The following is a 14,983-nucleotide window of genomic DNA, read 5'->3' as shown; positions in this document are numbered from 1 at the left end:
CGCGACGTCAAAGCGGCCGATGTCGCATTCCTACAATTATTCTTCGGCATAACCCGGTTCAAAGAGCGCGATATTCGGCGTTCGCGTTGGGGGTGTTGGGCATGGACGACTTGATCGCGGCCACGGTCGGCCGGCGGATACGCCGCCGCCGCCGGCTCCTGGGCCTGACCCAGCAGGGCCTGGGCCAGGCGTGCGGCGTCACCTTCCAGCAGGTCCAGAAGTACGAGACGGCCACGTGCCGGGTTTCGGCGCCGGTGCTCTGGAAGCTGGCGCGCGCGCTCGACGTCGACGTCGGCTACTTCTTCCTGGGCCTCGAGGAGGAGATCGCAGCCGAGCCCCCGGCGAAGCGCGAGCCGACGCTGCGCCTCGCCGTCTAGAGCTGCGATCAGTCGACGGTCACGACCACCTTGCCCATGGCCTTGCGGCTGGCGAGGTGCTTGATCGCCTCGGCCGCGCGGGAGAGCGGGAAACGCTCGGACACGTGCGGCTTGATCTTGCCCTCGACGTACATCTGCATCAGCTCGGCCACGCTGGCCTGGTGCTTCTTGGGATTGCGGGCCACCCAGGAGCCCCAGAACACGCCCACGATCTCGCAGCCCTTCAGCAGGGCGAGGTTCAGCGGAATCTTCGGGATCTCGCCGGCGGCGAAGCCCACCACGAGGTACTTGCCCTCCCAGGCGATCGAACGCAGGGCCGGCTCGGCGTAGGCGTCGCCGATGGCGTCGTAGATCACGTCGGCGCCGTTGGGCCCGCAGGCGTCCTTGAAGAGCGCGGCCAGGGCCTTCTGGCCGTCGCGGTCGAAGGGGCCCTTCGGATAGACCACGCCCGAGGCGGCGCCGCGGCTGATGCAGAGATCGACCTTCTCCTGGCTGGAGGCGGCGGCGATCACCTTGGCGCCCATCGCCTTGCCCAGTTCGACCGCGGCAAGGCCCACGCCGCCGGCGGCGCCCAGGACCAGCAGAGACTGGCCCGGCTGGAGATCGGCGCGGTCCTTCAGGGCGTGCCAGCTGGTGCCGTAGGTCATGATGAAGGCGGCCGCGTCGTCGAAGGGCATCTCGTCGGGGATCTTCACCAGCCGCGCCGCTTCCAGCGCCAGCTCCTCGGCCATGCCGCCCCAGCCGGTGTTGCCCAGCACCCGGTCGCCCGGCTTCACGTTGGTGACGCCCTCGCCCACCGATTTCACGATGCCGGAGATCTCGCCGCCCGGGGCGAACGGCCGCTCGGGCTTGAACTGGTACTTGTCCTCGATGATCAGGGTGTCGGGGAAGTTGACGCCCACCGCCTTGACCTCGACCACGGCGAAGCCCGGCTTGGCGACGGGGGAGGGCACGTCCTCCAGCACCAGGGTGTCGGGGCCGCCCACGGCCTTGCTCAACAGCGCCTTCATGGTTCGCCTTCTCCCATTGGTCTTTTGCGTCGGGCGCGGACCCTACCCCGGCCGAACGGGCGTTTGAAAGCAGGGATTTGGTGACCGGTTCGGTGTCACCTATATTCGCCGCTCTCCAGAAGGATGTTCCCGCTTGGGCGTGACCCTCGATCTCAGCCGCGCGCCCGCGCCTTCGCGCGATACCGGGGCGTCCGCGCCGACCAACCTCACCGGGCTCTCCCGCGGAGAGCTGGCGGCCGCGCTGGTCGAGGCGGGCGCCGTGCCGAAGGAAAAGGCGCGGATGCGGGCCAGCCAGCTCTGGCGCTGGATCCACCACTACGGCGTCACCGACTTCGCCGCCATGACCGACGTCGCCAAGGAGACGCGCGCCGCGCTCGCCGGGGCCTTCAGCCTCGCCCGCCCCGAGGTGGTGGAGCGCCAGGTCTCCAAGGACGGCACCCGCAAGTGGCTGATCCGCATGGCGCCGGGCGTCGAGGTGGAAACGGTCTACATCCCCGACGTCGGCCGCGCCGGGGCGCTGTGCGTCTCGTCCCAGGTGGGCTGCACGCTGAACTGCACGTTCTGCCACACCGGCACCCAGCCGCTGGTGCGCAACCTGACGGCGGCCGAGATCGTGGCCCAGGTGCAGGTGGCCCGCGACGACCTGGGCGAATGGCCCAGCCCCAAGGAGGACCGCCGGCTCTCGAACATCGTGTTCATGGGCATGGGCGAGCCGCTCTACAATCTCGACAACGTGGCCGCCGCCATCGACGTCATCGCCGACAACGAGGGCATCGCCATTTCGCGGCGGCGCATCACCGTCTCGACCTCGGGCGTGGTCCCCCAGCTTGCCGAGCTGGGCGAAAAGACCCAGGCCATGCTGGCCATCTCGCTGCACGCCACCAACGACGAGCTGCGCGAGAAGCTGGTCCCGCTGAACCGCAAGTACCCGATCGCCGAGCTGATGGGCGCGATCCGCGCCTACCCCGGCCTGTCCAACGCCAAGCGGGTGACCTTCGAGGACGTGATGCTGAAGGGCGTCAACGACAGTCCGGCCGACGCCCGGGCCCTGGTGAAGCTGCTGGCGGGCATCCCCGCCAAGATCAACCTGATCCCGTTCAATCCCTGGCCGGGCAGTCAGTACGAGTGCTCGTCGTGGTCGACCATCGAGGCGTTCGCGGCGATCCTGAACCGGGCGGGCTACGCCTCGCCGATCCGCACGCCGCGCGGCCGCGACATCCTGGCCGCCTGCGGTCAGCTCAAGAGCGAGAGCGAGAAGCTCCGGGCCAGCGCGCGGCGAAAGGCCGCCGAGGCCTGATCTCGCCGCCCTGTCCATGCTAACGGTGCAGCCGTCTCTTCGAGGGAGTGCGCATGCCGACGCCGTCGCCTGAGGTCCAGGCCTTCGCCGCGGGCTTTCCGGTCTTCCTGGCCCATTCGGTGGCGACGTTCGCCATCCTGCTCGCCGGCTCGGCGATCTATGTGCTGCTCACGCCGCACAAGGAGATCGCCCTGATCCGCGAGGGCAATTCGGCGGCGGCGATCTCGCTGGCGGGCGTGCTGATCGGGCTGGCGATCCCGCTGGCGGCGTCGCTCAGGGCTTCGACCAACCTGGTGGAGATCGGACTGTGGGGCGCGGTGACCGTGGTGGTCCAGCTCCTGGTCTTCCGCATCGTCGACATGCTGCTGCGGGGCCTGCCCAAGCGGATCGTCGAGGGCGAGATTTCGGCGGCCGCGCTGCTGGTCGGCGCCAAGATCGCCACCGCGCTGATCATCGCCGCGGCTCGCAGCTGAGGTGATGGAACGCTGAGATGCGTTTCCCCCGGCTCCCGGACTGGGCCGTCTACGCCGCCATCGTGGTGGCGCTGCTGTTCGTCGCCCTCGGCCGCGACGAGCATGTGGACGCGCCGCCCCCGCCGCCGAAGGGGGCCGAGCCCCTCGGCGAGGCGCTGGGCCCGGCTTCGCCGTTCGATCCCTCCATCGTGGTCGACGTTCCGGCCAAGGCGGGTCCGGCCGCCGGCACGGCGTTCTCCATCGCGCGGACCGGCGTCTGGCTGACCGCGCGCCACGTGGTCGACGGCTGCCGCAAGGCCGCGATCGTCGTGGGCCCGGGCACCGGCGTGGCCGTCAACGTGCGGATCGATCCGCGCGGCGAGGCGGCGCTGCTCTACACCGAAGGCGGGGCCCAGCCCCTGCCGCTGGCCCTCGCCGAGCCGCTGCGCCGCGGCCAGCGGGCGTTCCACCCGGGCTTCCCGCAGGGCGAGCCGGGCGAGGCCAGTTCGCGGCTGCTGGGGCGCGAGAACCTCGTCGTGCGCGGGCACGGCGCGCGCACCGAGCCGGTGCTGGTCTGGGCCGAGACCGGCCGCACCGAGGGGCTCCAGGGCACGCTCGGCGGGCTGTCCGGCGCCCCGGCGCTGGACTCCCAGGGCCGGGTGCTGGGCGTGACCATCGCCGAGAGCCCGCGCCGCGGCCGCATCTACACCACCGCGCCCGAGATCGTGTCGAAGACGCTGCAGGCCAACGGCCGGCGCAACGAAACCAGCACCGCGGGCGAACCGATCACGCCGCAGAACTACTTCTACGTCGCCGACGACCTGCGCCGCGAACTGCAGGTGGCCCAGGTGATCTGCCTGGAAGGCTAGCTGGGGGCGTCGGGCCTGGGGCGGCTGAGCCGCGCCAGCAGCATGAAGAGCAGGATGGGCGGCACGGCGGTGAGGCCCGTGCCGATGAAGGCGATCGCATAGGCGCCCAGGAGTCCGTGAGCGGCGGTCAGGCCGTCCACCACCGCGCCCGAGAAGCCCTTCAGGAACTTGCCCAGGAAGGCGTAGGTCGACGACAGCAGGGCGTACTGGGTGGCGGTGTAGCCCAGGCCCGTCAGGCTCGACATGTAGGCCACCAACGCGACGCCGGCGAAGGCCTGGGCGAAGTTGTCGAGCGCCATGACCGCGGTGAAGGTCGGGATGTCGTGGTGCGCGGGCAGGATCGCGAAGGCGGCGGTGCCCAGGCCCTGCAGGACCGACCCGGTGATCAGCGTGCGGAACAGGCCGAACCGCACCGCGAACAGGCCCGAGACCCCGATCCCGATGAAGGCGCCGGGCAGGCCGGTCGCCGCCCGGACCAGGGCCACCTCGTCCTTCGAGATCCCCAGGTCGTGGTAGTAGGGGTTGTACATCGGCCCCATCAGGAAGTCGGGCAGGCGATAGGCGGCGATGGCGGCCAGCATCAGCAGCCCCAGCGCCTTGTGCTTGCCGAAGAAGTCGATGAACGGCCCGACGATGGCGTCGAAGAAGCCGCGCGGGGTCCACAGCGGCGCCTGGTCGTGCATCACCTCGTCGGCCCGCGCCGGCTCGAAGGCGAACAGGCTGGCGATCACGCCCAGGCCCATCAGGGCGGCCATGGCGATGTAGGAGAGCGGCCAGCCGTAGTGCTGGGCGGCGGCGATGATGGCTGCGTCGGCCACCAGCAGGGCGACCCGATAGCCGAGCTGGGCGGCCGACGAGAGCAGGCCGATCTCCTCGGAGGTCGCCGCCGCCTCGATGCGCCAGGCGTCGATGACGATGTCCTGGGTGGCCGAGGCGAAGGCCACCACCAGGGCGAAGGCGCCCATCGCCGTGAGGCCGGCGCCGGGGCCGGCGGCCACCATGCCCAGGAGACCCGCGGCCACGGCGATCTGCGACAGCACCATCCAGCCGCGGCGCCGGCCCAGGCGGCCCAGCAGCGGCACGTCGACCCGGTCCACCACCGGCGACCAGAACGGCTTCAGCACATAGGCCAGCCCCACCCAGGAGATGAAGCCGATGACCTTGAGGCTCGTGCCCTCGTCGCGCAGCCAGTAGCCGAAGGTGTTCTGGGTGAGCAGGAACGGCAGGCCCGAGGCGAAGCCGAGCGCCAGCATGACCGCCACCTTGGGCTGGCGCAGCGCGCGCACCACGTCCATGGCGGAGCGTTTGCGGGGCTTGGCCGCCGCGGTCTGGTCGGTCATTCGGAGGCCTTGCCGGCGAGGATCAGCCGACCTTGGCGCGCGCCGCCTTCTTCGTCCAGCCGGTGCGGATCCACCGCGTCAGGGCCCCGCGCAGGGCGTCGGGCGACAGCGGCTTGACCAGGAAGTCGTCCATGCCCGCGGCCAGGCAGGCGTGCCGGTCGTCCTCGAAGGCGTTGGCGGTCAGGGCCACGATCGGGGTCTTGATCCCGGCGGCCCGCATCTGGCGCGCGGTCTCCTCGCCGGAGAGCCCGGGCATCCGCATGTCCATCAGGATCAGGTCGAAGCTGCCCACCTTGACGGCCGCCAGCGCCTCCTCGCCGCCGGTGGCGTGCTCGACCTCGCAGCCCTCGCGGCTCAGCAGCGCGCGGGCCAGCAGCGCGTTGATCGGGTTGTCCTCGACCAGCAGGATGTGGGCGCCCGGCGCGGCGGCCGTGGCGATGCGTTCGTCCTCGCCCGGCGCGGGCGCGGCGGGCCCCGCGGCGCCCAGGGCGATCAGCGCCCGCTCGGCCAGCGACGCGCGGCGCAGCGGCTTGATCAGATAGCCCGAGAAGCCGGCGCGCCGGTAGCCGGCGATGCGGCCGCGCTCGTCGGGGGCCAGGAGGATGATCGCCGGGCGCTGCAGCGGCGGGCGCAGCCGCCCCGCCGTCTCCGCGAGGCTGGCGTCGACCAGGATCACCTCGCCGGGACGCGTGCGGGCGATCGCGTCCGGCAGGGTTTCGGCCAGCTTGGCCACCCCGCCGCAGGCCTCGATCTGCCGCCGGGCGGCCTCGCGCACCATCGGGTTGGGCGAGGCCACGCCGATCGATCGGCCGGCCAGCGCGCGCTCGACGACGACGGGCAGGGTCGTGAACGACGCCTCGAACCAGAAGCAGGCGCCGCCGCCTTCCGGCGCGTCGACGCCGACGTCGCCGCCCATGGCGCGGGCGAGCCGCCGGGCGATAGCGAGCCCCAGGCCCGAGCCGCCGAGATCGGCGTGGGTCTGGTCGGCCTGGGCGAAGGCCTCGAAGATGCGGTCCCGGTCGCTGGACGAGACGCCCGGGCCGCTGTCGACCACGCTGAACCGCAGGCGGCCCGGCTCGGGCGTGTCGGCGGTGATCAGGACGCCGCCCGCCTTGGTGAACTTCACGGCGTTGCCGGCGAAATTGAGCAGGATCTGGCGCAGGCGCCCCTCGTCGGCGTGGATGGCCGCCGGCGCGGCCGGCGCGGCCCAGGCGATCTCCAGCCCCTTTTCCCGAGCCCTGGGCGACAGCAGCTCGGCGACGCCGCGCAGCAGGTCCTCCACGTTCATGGGGGCCGGGTGCAGCTCGACGCGGCCCGCGCCCAGCTTCGCGAAGTCGAGGACGTCGTTGACCAGGGTGAGCAGGTGCTGGCCGCTGTCGCGCAGGGCGGCGACGTAGGCCTTCTGCTCGGCGGTGAGCCGCGTGCCCTCCAGCAGGCGGGCCATGCCCAGCACGCCGTTCAGGGGCGTGCGGAATTCATGGCTGAGCGACGCCAGCTGCTCGGCGCTGATCTGGGCGCGCGACGGGCGGCGCTCTGAAAGAGGTCGTGACGGTCTCCGCATGGCGCGCAAGGCTTAGGCCGAACGGCTTAACGGTCGGTCAAGCGCGCCCGCGCCCCGCTACAAAACAACGCGAGGAGCCGAAAAGCGCGCGCCAAAGTAGACGCCGCGCCAAACGCGGCGTTTACTGCCAGGGTTGGATAGTTGCGCCGCTTTGAGGGCCTGGATGAACGCCGTCGAGCTATTGACCCAGCGCGAACGGGATTGCCTGCGCCTCGTCGATCAGCACCTCAGCTCCAAGCAGATTGCGCGCGAACTGGGGATGTCGAAGACGTCCGTGGACACCTATTGCGATCGGGCGCGCCGCAAGCTGGGCGTGGACGATCGCTTCCAGGCGGCGCGGCTCCTGCGCCAGGTCGATCGGCCGGCTGTCCTGACCGCGTCAGGACAGGATGCGATCAGGACAGACAACCCCCCCGGACTGGGGCTCGATGCTCTCGCAATCGAGGGAGCGTCCGATGGGCCAGGAACCGAATTTCGAGAACAGAGCGATGATCGGCCGGGCATTGCGCCTGCGTCGGGAAATCGACGAATTCGAAGCTCGCTGGCCGGCGCCCCCGCGTCGGGAGGAGTTGATCCCCAGCTTCTCCTGGACGCAGCTCGAGCGGCAGCTCGTCGATCTGGCGGCCACGCCAGCTCAGGCGGACATGGCGCGGCACCTGGTTTCGGCCACCCGGAAACTGGCGCCGTTCAAGCCGAGCGAGATGGTCTTGCGCGAGATCCTCTGCCTGACGTGGGTTCTCCTCGACGAGAACTTCAAGGGCGAGATCGATCCAGGACGCGCCGAAATGAGTTGAGCGCCCCCGCCCGACTCGGCGCGATCGTGGCCATCGCCATCCTCACGGCCCTCGCTTTCGGGGGCATGCTGGCGGGCCTCCACGCTCTCGGCGATCTGGCGGCGGATTTACTAAAGGCCTGAACGGCCAAGCAACCCTGTCATGCCAAACCTTGGGCGCGCTGCGACACGCGGCGCGCATGGAGACCCCCTATGCTCAAAGAACGCCGCATGGCGGCCGAACAGGTCGCCGGAGCCCTCTTCGAAGCCGAAGCCGCGATCGACGCGGCCATCTCCAAGACCGCTCTTCTCACGGGCGCCATGCCCTCGCTGCGCCGACAGGCCGGCGCCTCGGCGCTGATCGGCCAGGACGCCATGGAGCGCGCCAGCGAGGCGATCATGGCGCTCGCCGAAGCCCGCCGCGCCATCGTCGAGACCCACAAGGAACTCAGCGTCGTCCAGGGCCAGATCGGACTGGGGGCGGTGCGCATGGATGGCGACTCGGGCGAAAAGCCGCCGCCCACCGCCGTGGAGGTCGATCGCGTGCGCATGAGCGGCCGTCGCTTCCGCGTCGCCTCCTAGAGGTTCCAACACGGCGAACCCTCTGCCAAATTGCGGCCCTCGGAGCCTCCGGGGGCCGCAATCGTGTCTGCGTATCAACTTCCTGTCTGGGTCTGGCCTACAGCGCTGATGGTGGCCTGCGGCCTCGCGGTTTGGCGCGGTCGCGACGAAGAGCGCCTCGCCGCGGCCGGTCTGCTGGCCAACTGGGCGCTCACGCTCGTCGTGTTCCGGTCGCGCAGTCAGGAAACCCAGTGGGCCATCCTAGCGCTCGATAGCGCCCTGCTGGCCCTCTACATGTGGATCGCGCTGCGCACGCGCCGCTTCTGGCCGCTGCCCGTGGCCGGCTTTCAGCTGCTTTGCGTCGTCACCCATGTCGCCCACGCGGTCGACCCCAGGGTCAGCGGATGGGCCTATCTGACCGCCGGCATCGTCTGGAGCTACCTGATCCTGTTCACGATTAGCTACGGCGCCTGGACCGCGCCGCGCTACGCGGAGACGGATGACGAGCCCAATGCGGCGTTCGGCGCGATGCGCCGGTAGACCAGCGCCTCGGCCACGTGGATGCGGCGCACGGCGTCCGCCCCCTCCAGATCGGCGATGGTGCGCGCCAGCCGCAGCGTGCGGGCCCAGCCGCGGGCCGACAGGCCGCCGGCCTCCGCCGCGCGGCTCAGCAAGGCGCGGGCGGGTTCGTCCAGGGCGCAGATGGTCTCCAGCCAGTCGCCCTCGGCCTGGGCGTTCAGCGGCGCCGCGCCGGGGCCGCCTTCCGCGGCGCGCTCGGCCTGGACCGCGCGGGCCCCGGCGACACGGGCCGCCGCCTCGGCGGTCCCCTCGGCCGGCGGCGGCAGGGCGAGGTCGGCCGCCGTCACCGGCGGGACTTCCACCGTCAGGTCGATGCGGTCCATCAGCGGCCCCGAGATGCGGCCCTGGTAGTCGGTCTGGCAGCGTGGCGCGCGTCCGCAGGCGCCCCGGCCGGGACCGCCGTGGCCGCACCGGCATGGGTTCATGGCCGCCACCAGCTGGAACCGCGCGGGATAGCGGACATGGGCGTTGGCGCGCGCCACCACCACCTCGCCCGTCTCCAGCGGCTGGCGCAGCGAATCCAGGGCCTGGCCGCTGAACTCCGGCAGTTCGTCGAGGAACAGCACGCCGTTGTGCGCCAGGCTGACCTCGCCCGGCTTGGCCTTCAGCCCGCCGCCCGTCAGCGCCGCCATGCTGGCCGAATGGTGAGGGCTGCGGAACGGCCGGGCGCGGGTGAGCCGGCCCCTGGCGATCAGCCCGGCGATGGAATGGACCATCGAGGTCTCGAGCAGTTCCTCGGGCGTCAGCGGCGGCAGCAGGCCGGGCAGGCGCTGGGCCATCATCGACTTGCCCGAGCCCGGCGGGCCGATGAAGGCCAGGTTGTGGCCGCCGGCCGCGGCGATCTCCAGCGCGCGCTTGGCGTTTTCCTGGCCCTTCACGTCGCGCAGGTCGGGGACCCGCTCGCCGTCCAGCATCGGCCCGGGCCTGGGCGGCGACAGCATCTGGGTTCCGCGGAAATGGTTGACCAGGGCGATCAGCGAGGGCGCGGCCAGCACCTGGGTCTCGCCCGCCCAGGCGGCTTCCGGCCCGCAGGCCTCGGGGCAGATCAGGCCCAGCCCCATGGCGCCGGCCGCCACCGCGGCCGGCAGGGCCCCGGCCACCGGGGTGATGCGGCCGTCCAGGGCCAGTTCGCCGACCGCCGCCCAGCCCTCCAGCGCGTCGGGCGGGATCACGCCCATGGCCGCCATCACCGCCAGCGCGATCGGCAGGTCGTAGTGGCTGCCCATCTTCGGCAGGTCGGCGGGGGCGAGATTGGCCACGATGCGGCGGCCGGGCAGCGCCAGGCCCAGGCCGGTGAAGGCCGCCATCACCCGCTCGCGGCTCTCGGCCACGGCCTTGTCGCCCAGGCCCACGAGGATGAAGGCGAAGGTTCCCTGGGTGAACTGGACCTGGACGTCGACGCGTACGGCCTCCACGCCGCTGAAGGCCAGGGTGACAACCCGCGCCGCCATAGCCTCAACCCCTTGTGGTTCGGTCAAAGTTATCCACAACCGAACACAAGCGCGTGTTCAGATCAAGAACAAATAATGAACTTTCGGAGAAACTGAGACGATACCGTGACTTCCAGACGTCTCTTCCGACACAACCTAAGCCTGCCGCCGTAGAACTTCAATTCGCTCCCACATCACCTCGGCGGCGTCGATCCCGCTGAAGCGCTTCAGGGCCACGGCGCCGGTGGGCGAGGTCACGTTGATCTCGGTGAGATAGTCGCCGATCACGTCGATGCCCACGAACAGCAGGCCGCGACGCGACAGCTCGGGCCCGATGGCGTCGCAGATCTCCCGGTCGCGCGCCGACAGCTCGACGGGCTCGGCCTGGCCGCCGACGGCCATGTTGGAGCGGATCTGGCCCTTCCGGGGCACGCGGTTGATCGCGCCCACGGGTTGGCCGTCCACCAGCAGGATGCGCTTGTCGCCCTTGGTCACCGACGGCAGGAACTTCTGCACGATCACCGGCTCGTCGGCGATCTGGCCGTGCAGCTCAAGGAGGGTGTCGAGGTTGGGGTCGTCGGCCAGATGCCGGGTGACGCCCGATCCGCCCTTGCCGTTCAGCGGCTTCAGCACGATGTCGCCGTGCCGGGCGCGGAAGTCCTGGATGGCCGCCTTCTCCCAGGTGATCAGGGTGGGCGGCTGGAGGTGCGGGAACTTGGTGACGAACAGCTTTTCGGGGGCGTTGCGAACCTCGGCGGGATTGTTCACCACCAGGGTCTTCGGATGGATCGCCTCCAGGAAGAAGGTGGCGTCGATGTAGCGCATGTCGAACGGCGGATCCTGGCGCATCAGGACGACGTCGAACTCCGACAGGTCCACCTGCCGCATCGGCCCCAGGCTGGCGTGGTCGCCCGCCACCCGCTGGACCGTCACGTCGCAGCCGCGGGCGAAGACGCGGCCGTCCTCCATGGCCAGGGATTCGGTCAGATAGACGAACAGGGTGTGCCCGCGGGCCTGGGCCTGCTCCATCATCAGGAAGGTGGTGTCGGCCTCGATGTTGATCCCCTCGATGGGGTCCATCTGGACGGCGACCTTCAGTGACATGCGGCTTCCCCGGCTCTGGCTCGCGACCGACATAGGGGGTCGCGCGGCCGGGCGCCAGCAAAGGTCACCAGTTTCGGATCCAGCCGCGCGGCAGGTCGGCCGCCTTGACGTTCTTCAGCACCAGGCGCGCGCCGCGCATGACCACGACGGTGTCGGGACCTTCCTGGCGCACTTCATAGGCCGTGCCGGGATCGAGCTCGACACGATCGCCCTCGGCGGCGGAATAGTCGGTGATCAGGTCCAGGCCGGCGCCCTCGAAGCTGTTGAACACGTCGCGGCCCGGACCGCCGCTGACCGTGTCGTCGCCGCGGCCGCCAGAGACCCAGTCGTCGCCGTCGCCGCCGTCGACCACGTCGTTCCCGCGCCCGCCGCGCAGGATGTCGGGGCCGCCCAGCCCGCGCACGATGTCGTCGCCCGCTCGGGCGTGGATCATGTCGGGCCCGTCGTCGCCGTCGATGCGGTCGTCGCCGTCGCCGCCCTCGCGCCGGCGGGGCGGCCCCGGCCGACGGGGCGGCCCGGCCTTCACGGCGTAGCGATCGCGCTCGAACACGACCCGGCGAATGCGCGCGGCGGCCTCGGGCGAGGGCGCCGGCGAGCCGCCCATGATCCCCGGCAGGCCGCTCTCCAGCACCTCGGTCGCCACGATGTCCGGCTGGAAGCGGGCGACCAGGTCCTCGCGCCAGTATCCGTCCTGGTTGTGCGCCAGGACGATGCGGTTGAAGTGGGTGTAGAGGAACGGGATGAAGGCGTTCGAGTAGGAATCCATCAGCAGGAGCAGCGTGGGCTTGCCGATCTCGCCCGTGTCGATCACCCGCGGGGCCGTCCAGTCGTGGCGGTCGGTCAGGTAGGTGACCTTGATCCGCGCTTCGGCGTCGGGGTCGGCCAGTTCGGGATATTCCACGTCGACGAAGCTCGCCACGCCCAGCATCAGGGCCAGGTTGCGGGGCTTGTTCTCCGCCCCGCGCCGAACCTCGGTGAAGGCCTCCAACGGCCGCGGCCCGTCGGTCAGGCCCCGGGCGTGCAGGTCGCGCATGAGGGCCGCATATCCGTACCAGGCGCCCAAACCCGTCCAGTGGGTGTCGTGCGGGCTGAAGACGAGAAGCCCCCAGGACGCCTGTCGCGCCATGTCGTCGTAGGGATAGATCACGCGGCCCGCGCCCGAGGCCTCGGCGAGGCGCGAGAGGGTCACGGCGGGGCGGTTGGGGTCCAGCCGCATCCAGCCCGGCGCGAGGTCGGGATAGACGGATTCCTTCACGGGCGGGGTGATGACGACGTAGGCGCGGCCCTGCGCCGCGAGCGCCTCGGTGCGGCCCGCGAGCCCGTCGAGCCAGGCGGTCAGCACCGGGTCGGTCGGGGCGGGATCGCCGCGCGCCGCGCCGAGGTGCGAGCCGTCGTCGTAGAACAGCCAGCCGTCGCGACCGACGAGGACGCGGCGCGACCCGCTGATCCCCGCCAGCATCCGCAGCCGGTTCAGGCCCCCGATCAGCAGCGCGCGGGGCGGGAAGCGGTCGGCGATCCAGGCGTCGGTCCCGCGCCGGAAGGCGGCGAGGTCGGCCGGATCGCGCGGCAGGGACGGCGCATCGGCGAGGGACCGGTTCTCCTGCAGGTCGGGGGCGGTCACCAACGTCGGAACGACGAAGGCGGCGCCGGCCAGCCCGGCCGCGCCGCCGATCAGGATCATCCAGTGCGCGCGCAGGGACCCGGCCATCAGAAGCGGAAATAGAGGAAGGGGTTGAGCGTCGTGCCCGCCAGCAGGGCGATGCTGAGGACGAAGCCGGCCAGCAGGACGGGCGCCGAGACCACGCGGACGCCCTGGGTGTCGAGCCGGGCCTCCAGCGTGTGGGCGGGCGGCAGCCTGGTCGCGCCGAGGCGGGCCAGCAGCCAGGGCAGGGCCGGCGCCGAGAACACCGCCCCGAAGGCCAGGGCCGCCAGGGTCTCGCGGTCGAGCAACAGGCGCATGTCGAGGGGCAGGGGCCCCAGCCGGTCGAGCCGCGCCATCGCCTCCAGATAGTCCAGCGCCTGGGGCAGGGTCTCGGCGCGGAACAGCACCCAGCCCACGATCACCACCAGCAGGGCGTAGGCGTGGCCGACAGCGCCGGGCGCCCGCTCGAGCGCCGCGCGCAGGCCCGCCCGCTCCAGCAGCAGGAAGGCGCCGTGATAGAGGCCCCAGACCACGAACGTCCACGCCGCCCCGTGCCAGACGCCGGTCAGCAGGAAGACGACCAGCAGGTTGCGCACCGTCTTCGCCCGGCCCGCCCGGTTGCCGCCCAGCGGGATGTAGACGTAGTCGCGGAACCACGACGACAGCGAGATGTGCCAGCGCCGCCAGAACTCGGTGATCGAGCGCGAGACGTAGGGGTAGTCGAAGTTCTTCGGGAAGGTGAAGCCCAGCATGAAGGCCAGGCCGATGGCCATGTTCGAGTAGCCGCCGAAGTCGAAGTAGATCTGCAGCGTGTAGCCGATCGCGCCCAGCCAGGCGGTGGCCGGGTCGAGGGCGGCGGGCGCCAGCGAGAAGGTGTGCTCGGGCAGGACGGCCACGGTGTTTGCGATCAGCACCTTCTGGCAGAGGCCGATGATGAAGTACTGCAGGCCCAGCCCCAGCCGGCCCGTCTCGCGCCGGTCGGCGTGCAGCTCCTCGCGGATGTTGACGAAGCGCACGATCGGCCCGGCGATCAGGTGCGGGAACATCAGGATGTAGGCCGCGAACCGCGTGAGGCTGGGCTCGGCCGGGACGCGGCGGGCGTAGACGTCGGCCACATAGCTGATGAGCTGGAAGGTGAAGAACGAGATCCCCAGCGGCAGGGCCAGCTTCACCTCGGGCAACGGCGCGCCGGGCAGCGCGAGGTTGAGGTTGTGGGCGACGAAGCCCGCGTACTTGAAGAAGCCCAGCACGCCGAGGTCGAGCACGATCAGGCCGATCAGCGCCGCGCGCCGGCGACGTTCGGAGGGCGCCAGCGCCACGATCCAGGAGCCGGCGTAGTTCAGCACGATCAGCGCGCCCAGCAGGAAGACATAGGCGCCTTCGCCCCAGGCGTAGAAGACCGCGCTGCCGGCCAGCAGCGCGCCGGTCCGCCAGCCGCTCAGGTAGTAGCCAAGCAGGAAGACCGGCAGAAAGTAGAAGATGAAGATGATCGAGCTGAAGACCATGCCGCCCGCAGCGTCCCCTCCGATTCGCCGGGAACCTTGCCCGGCGCACGGGCGTGCGGCAACGCCTACGGCTCAGCTTGGCGGCCCCAGCGGTCCCGCGCAGCGTTGAGGGTCGCGACGACGTCATCGAGCGGGAGGCCCCAATTCCGGGGCAGCTCCACCGTGCCGGCTGTGCTCAGTGCGAGCGCGACGCCACGGTTGGCGGTGAAGACCAGTTGACCGCCGTCCTCTCCCTTTTCGATCCGGACAGGCCCAATGTCGCGCCAGCGCCAGGACTGGGTTCCGGAGTGCTGTCGCAACGTGAGGCCGGCTGGCGTCAGTTCAAGCACGCCGGGACGGCGAAGCTCGCGAACTGGGCCGATGGCGCCCAGGGCGCAGAAGCCGAGGATGAGCAGTGGTCCGGGGGTGAAGACACCCATCAGCCACCAAGGCGCCGCGTAGATGGCGGCGAACAGCGCAACCACGCCGATCACGCTGAGCACGG

At 71.0% G+C, this 14,983-nt stretch carries 15 protein-coding genes and 1 pseudogene; 8 read left to right on the top strand and 8 right to left on the bottom strand.

Annotation, left to right across the window (positions count from 1 at the left end):
- Positions 1 to 101: 101 nt before the first annotated feature.
- On the top strand, positions 102 to 377 hold the full coding sequence (locus tag GC203_RS05365) for a helix-turn-helix transcriptional regulator (protein ID WP_293452088.1): 276 nt from the start codon (positions 102 to 104) through the stop codon (positions 375 to 377).
- A gap of 8 nt (positions 378 to 385) precedes the next feature.
- Here GC203_RS05365 and GC203_RS05360 read toward each other — a convergent pair whose 3' ends face one another.
- Positions 386 to 1,387: an NADPH:quinone oxidoreductase family protein gene (locus tag GC203_RS05360; RefSeq protein ID WP_293452086.1), complete on the bottom strand. Its 1,002-nt coding sequence runs from the start codon at positions 1,385 to 1,387 to the stop codon at positions 386 to 388.
- Between the two features lie 133 nt (positions 1,388 to 1,520).
- Here GC203_RS05360 and rlmN point away from each other — a divergent pair, with 133 nt between their 5' ends.
- The 3 genes from rlmN to GC203_RS05345 are packed head-to-tail and all read left to right on the top strand — an operon-like array spanning position 1,521 to position 4,005.
- Entirely contained in the window at positions 1,521 to 2,684 is a 1,164-nt protein-coding gene (gene rlmN / locus GC203_RS05355) for a 23S rRNA (adenine(2503)-C(2))-methyltransferase RlmN (protein ID WP_293452084.1), read from the top strand.
- A gap of 53 nt (positions 2,685 to 2,737) precedes the next feature.
- Positions 2,738 to 3,157 (top strand): DUF350 domain-containing protein, encoded by a 420-nt coding sequence (locus GC203_RS05350; protein ID WP_293452082.1) that lies wholly within the window; start codon positions 2,738 to 2,740, stop codon positions 3,155 to 3,157.
- Positions 3,158 to 3,174: 17 nt separating this feature from the next.
- Positions 3,175 to 4,005 (top strand): serine protease, encoded by an 831-nt coding sequence (locus GC203_RS05345; RefSeq protein ID WP_293452080.1) that lies wholly within the window; start codon positions 3,175 to 3,177, stop codon positions 4,003 to 4,005.
- On the opposite strand, the gene GC203_RS05340 is transcribed toward GC203_RS05345, so the two are convergent.
- Together GC203_RS05340 and GC203_RS05335 are read right to left on the bottom strand one after the other, a co-directional pair.
- Positions 4,002 to 5,345, bottom strand: coding sequence for an MFS transporter (locus tag GC203_RS05340; RefSeq protein WP_293452078.1), 1,344 nt, complete (start codon positions 5,343 to 5,345; stop codon positions 4,002 to 4,004). The genes GC203_RS05345 and GC203_RS05340 overlap by 4 nt on opposite strands.
- 22 nt (positions 5,346 to 5,367) lie before the next feature.
- Positions 5,368 to 6,906 carry a response regulator gene (locus tag GC203_RS05335; protein ID WP_293452076.1) on the bottom strand — a complete coding sequence of 513 codons (1,539 nt, stop codon included), beginning with the start codon at positions 6,904 to 6,906 and terminating at the stop codon, positions 5,368 to 5,370.
- Positions 6,907 to 7,069: 163 nt separating this feature from the next.
- Here GC203_RS05335 and GC203_RS23915 point away from each other — a divergent pair.
- The 4 genes and pseudogenes from GC203_RS23915 to GC203_RS05320 form a co-directional block, all read left to right on the top strand.
- Positions 7,070 to 7,237 (top strand): annotated as a pseudogene (locus tag GC203_RS23915) (helix-turn-helix transcriptional regulator); the annotation flags it as partial.
- Between the two features lie 124 nt (positions 7,238 to 7,361).
- On the top strand, positions 7,362 to 7,700 hold the full coding sequence (locus GC203_RS05330) for a hypothetical protein (protein WP_293452074.1): 339 nt from the start codon (positions 7,362 to 7,364) through the stop codon (positions 7,698 to 7,700).
- A gap of 191 nt (positions 7,701 to 7,891) precedes the next feature.
- Positions 7,892 to 8,260: a hypothetical protein gene (locus tag GC203_RS05325; RefSeq protein WP_293452072.1), complete on the top strand. Its 369-nt coding sequence runs from the start codon at positions 7,892 to 7,894 to the stop codon at positions 8,258 to 8,260.
- Between the two features lie 63 nt (positions 8,261 to 8,323).
- Complete coding sequence (locus GC203_RS05320) at positions 8,324 to 8,779, top strand: hypothetical protein (protein WP_293452070.1); 456 nt, start codon at positions 8,324 to 8,326, stop codon at positions 8,777 to 8,779.
- Here GC203_RS05320 and GC203_RS05315 read toward each other — a convergent pair.
- The 5 genes from GC203_RS05315 to GC203_RS05295 form a co-directional block, all read right to left on the bottom strand.
- Positions 8,725 to 10,269 carry a YifB family Mg chelatase-like AAA ATPase gene (locus tag GC203_RS05315; RefSeq protein WP_293452068.1) on the bottom strand — a complete coding sequence of 515 codons (1,545 nt, stop codon included), beginning with the start codon at positions 10,267 to 10,269 and terminating at the stop codon, positions 8,725 to 8,727. The genes GC203_RS05320 and GC203_RS05315 overlap by 55 nt on opposite strands.
- A gap of 135 nt (positions 10,270 to 10,404) precedes the next feature.
- Positions 10,405 to 11,352, bottom strand: a complete 948-nt coding sequence (gshB, locus tag GC203_RS05310; protein ID WP_293452066.1) for a glutathione synthase — start codon at positions 11,350 to 11,352, stop codon at positions 10,405 to 10,407.
- 64 nt (positions 11,353 to 11,416) lie between these two features.
- Positions 11,417 to 13,060 carry a hypothetical protein gene (locus GC203_RS05305; RefSeq protein WP_293452064.1) on the bottom strand — a complete coding sequence of 548 codons (1,644 nt, stop codon included), beginning with the start codon at positions 13,058 to 13,060 and terminating at the stop codon, positions 11,417 to 11,419.
- Positions 13,060 to 14,499, bottom strand: coding sequence for an MBOAT family protein (locus GC203_RS05300; RefSeq protein WP_293452062.1), 1,440 nt, complete (start codon positions 14,497 to 14,499; stop codon positions 13,060 to 13,062). Before GC203_RS05300 ends, GC203_RS05305 begins: the two co-directional genes overlap by 1 nt.
- A 65-nt stretch (positions 14,500 to 14,564) precedes the next feature.
- Positions 14,565 to 14,981 carry a hypothetical protein gene (locus GC203_RS05295; protein WP_293452060.1) on the bottom strand — a complete coding sequence of 139 codons (417 nt, stop codon included), beginning with the start codon at positions 14,979 to 14,981 and terminating at the stop codon, positions 14,565 to 14,567.
- Between the last annotated feature and the right edge of the window lie 2 nt (positions 14,982 to 14,983).

Origin of the sequence: Phenylobacterium sp. (assembly GCF_016124325.1) — a bacterium.
GTDB lineage: Bacteria > Pseudomonadota > Alphaproteobacteria > Caulobacterales > Caulobacteraceae > Phenylobacterium.
Note: the sequence above shows the minus strand (reverse complement) of the source record. Positions and strands in the feature narration are given on the sequence as shown.

Bases quoted from the DNA above. Each gene is read 5' to 3' on its own strand.
- GC203_RS05365 (WP_293452088.1), top strand. From the start codon at position 102: ATGGACGACTTGATCGCGGCCACGGTCGGCCGGCGGATACGCCGCCGC.
- GC203_RS05315 (WP_293452068.1), bottom strand. From the start codon at position 10,269: ATGGCGGCGCGGGTTGTCACCCTGGCCTTCAGCGGCGTGGAGGCCGTA.
- GC203_RS05345 (WP_293452080.1), top strand. From the start codon at position 3,175: ATGCGTTTCCCCCGGCTCCCGGACTGGGCCGTCTACGCCGCCATCGTG.
- GC203_RS05335 (WP_293452076.1), bottom strand. From the start codon at position 6,906: ATGCGGAGACCGTCACGACCTCTTTCAGAGCGCCGCCCGTCGCGCGCC.
- GC203_RS05350 (WP_293452082.1), top strand. From the start codon at position 2,738: ATGCCGACGCCGTCGCCTGAGGTCCAGGCCTTCGCCGCGGGCTTTCCG.
- gshB (WP_293452066.1), bottom strand. From the start codon at position 11,352: ATGTCACTGAAGGTCGCCGTCCAGATGGACCCCATCGAGGGGATCAAC.
- GC203_RS05360 (WP_293452086.1), bottom strand. From the start codon at position 1,387: ATGAAGGCGCTGTTGAGCAAGGCCGTGGGCGGCCCCGACACCCTGGTG.
- GC203_RS05330 (WP_293452074.1), top strand. From the start codon at position 7,362: ATGGGCCAGGAACCGAATTTCGAGAACAGAGCGATGATCGGCCGGGCA.
- GC203_RS05305 (WP_293452064.1), bottom strand. From the start codon at position 13,060: ATGGCCGGGTCCCTGCGCGCGCACTGGATGATCCTGATCGGCGGCGCG.
- GC203_RS05325 (WP_293452072.1), top strand. From the start codon at position 7,892: ATGCTCAAAGAACGCCGCATGGCGGCCGAACAGGTCGCCGGAGCCCTC.
- GC203_RS05300 (WP_293452062.1), bottom strand. From the start codon at position 14,499: ATGGTCTTCAGCTCGATCATCTTCATCTTCTACTTTCTGCCGGTCTTC.
- GC203_RS05340 (WP_293452078.1), bottom strand. From the start codon at position 5,345: ATGACCGACCAGACCGCGGCGGCCAAGCCCCGCAAACGCTCCGCCATG.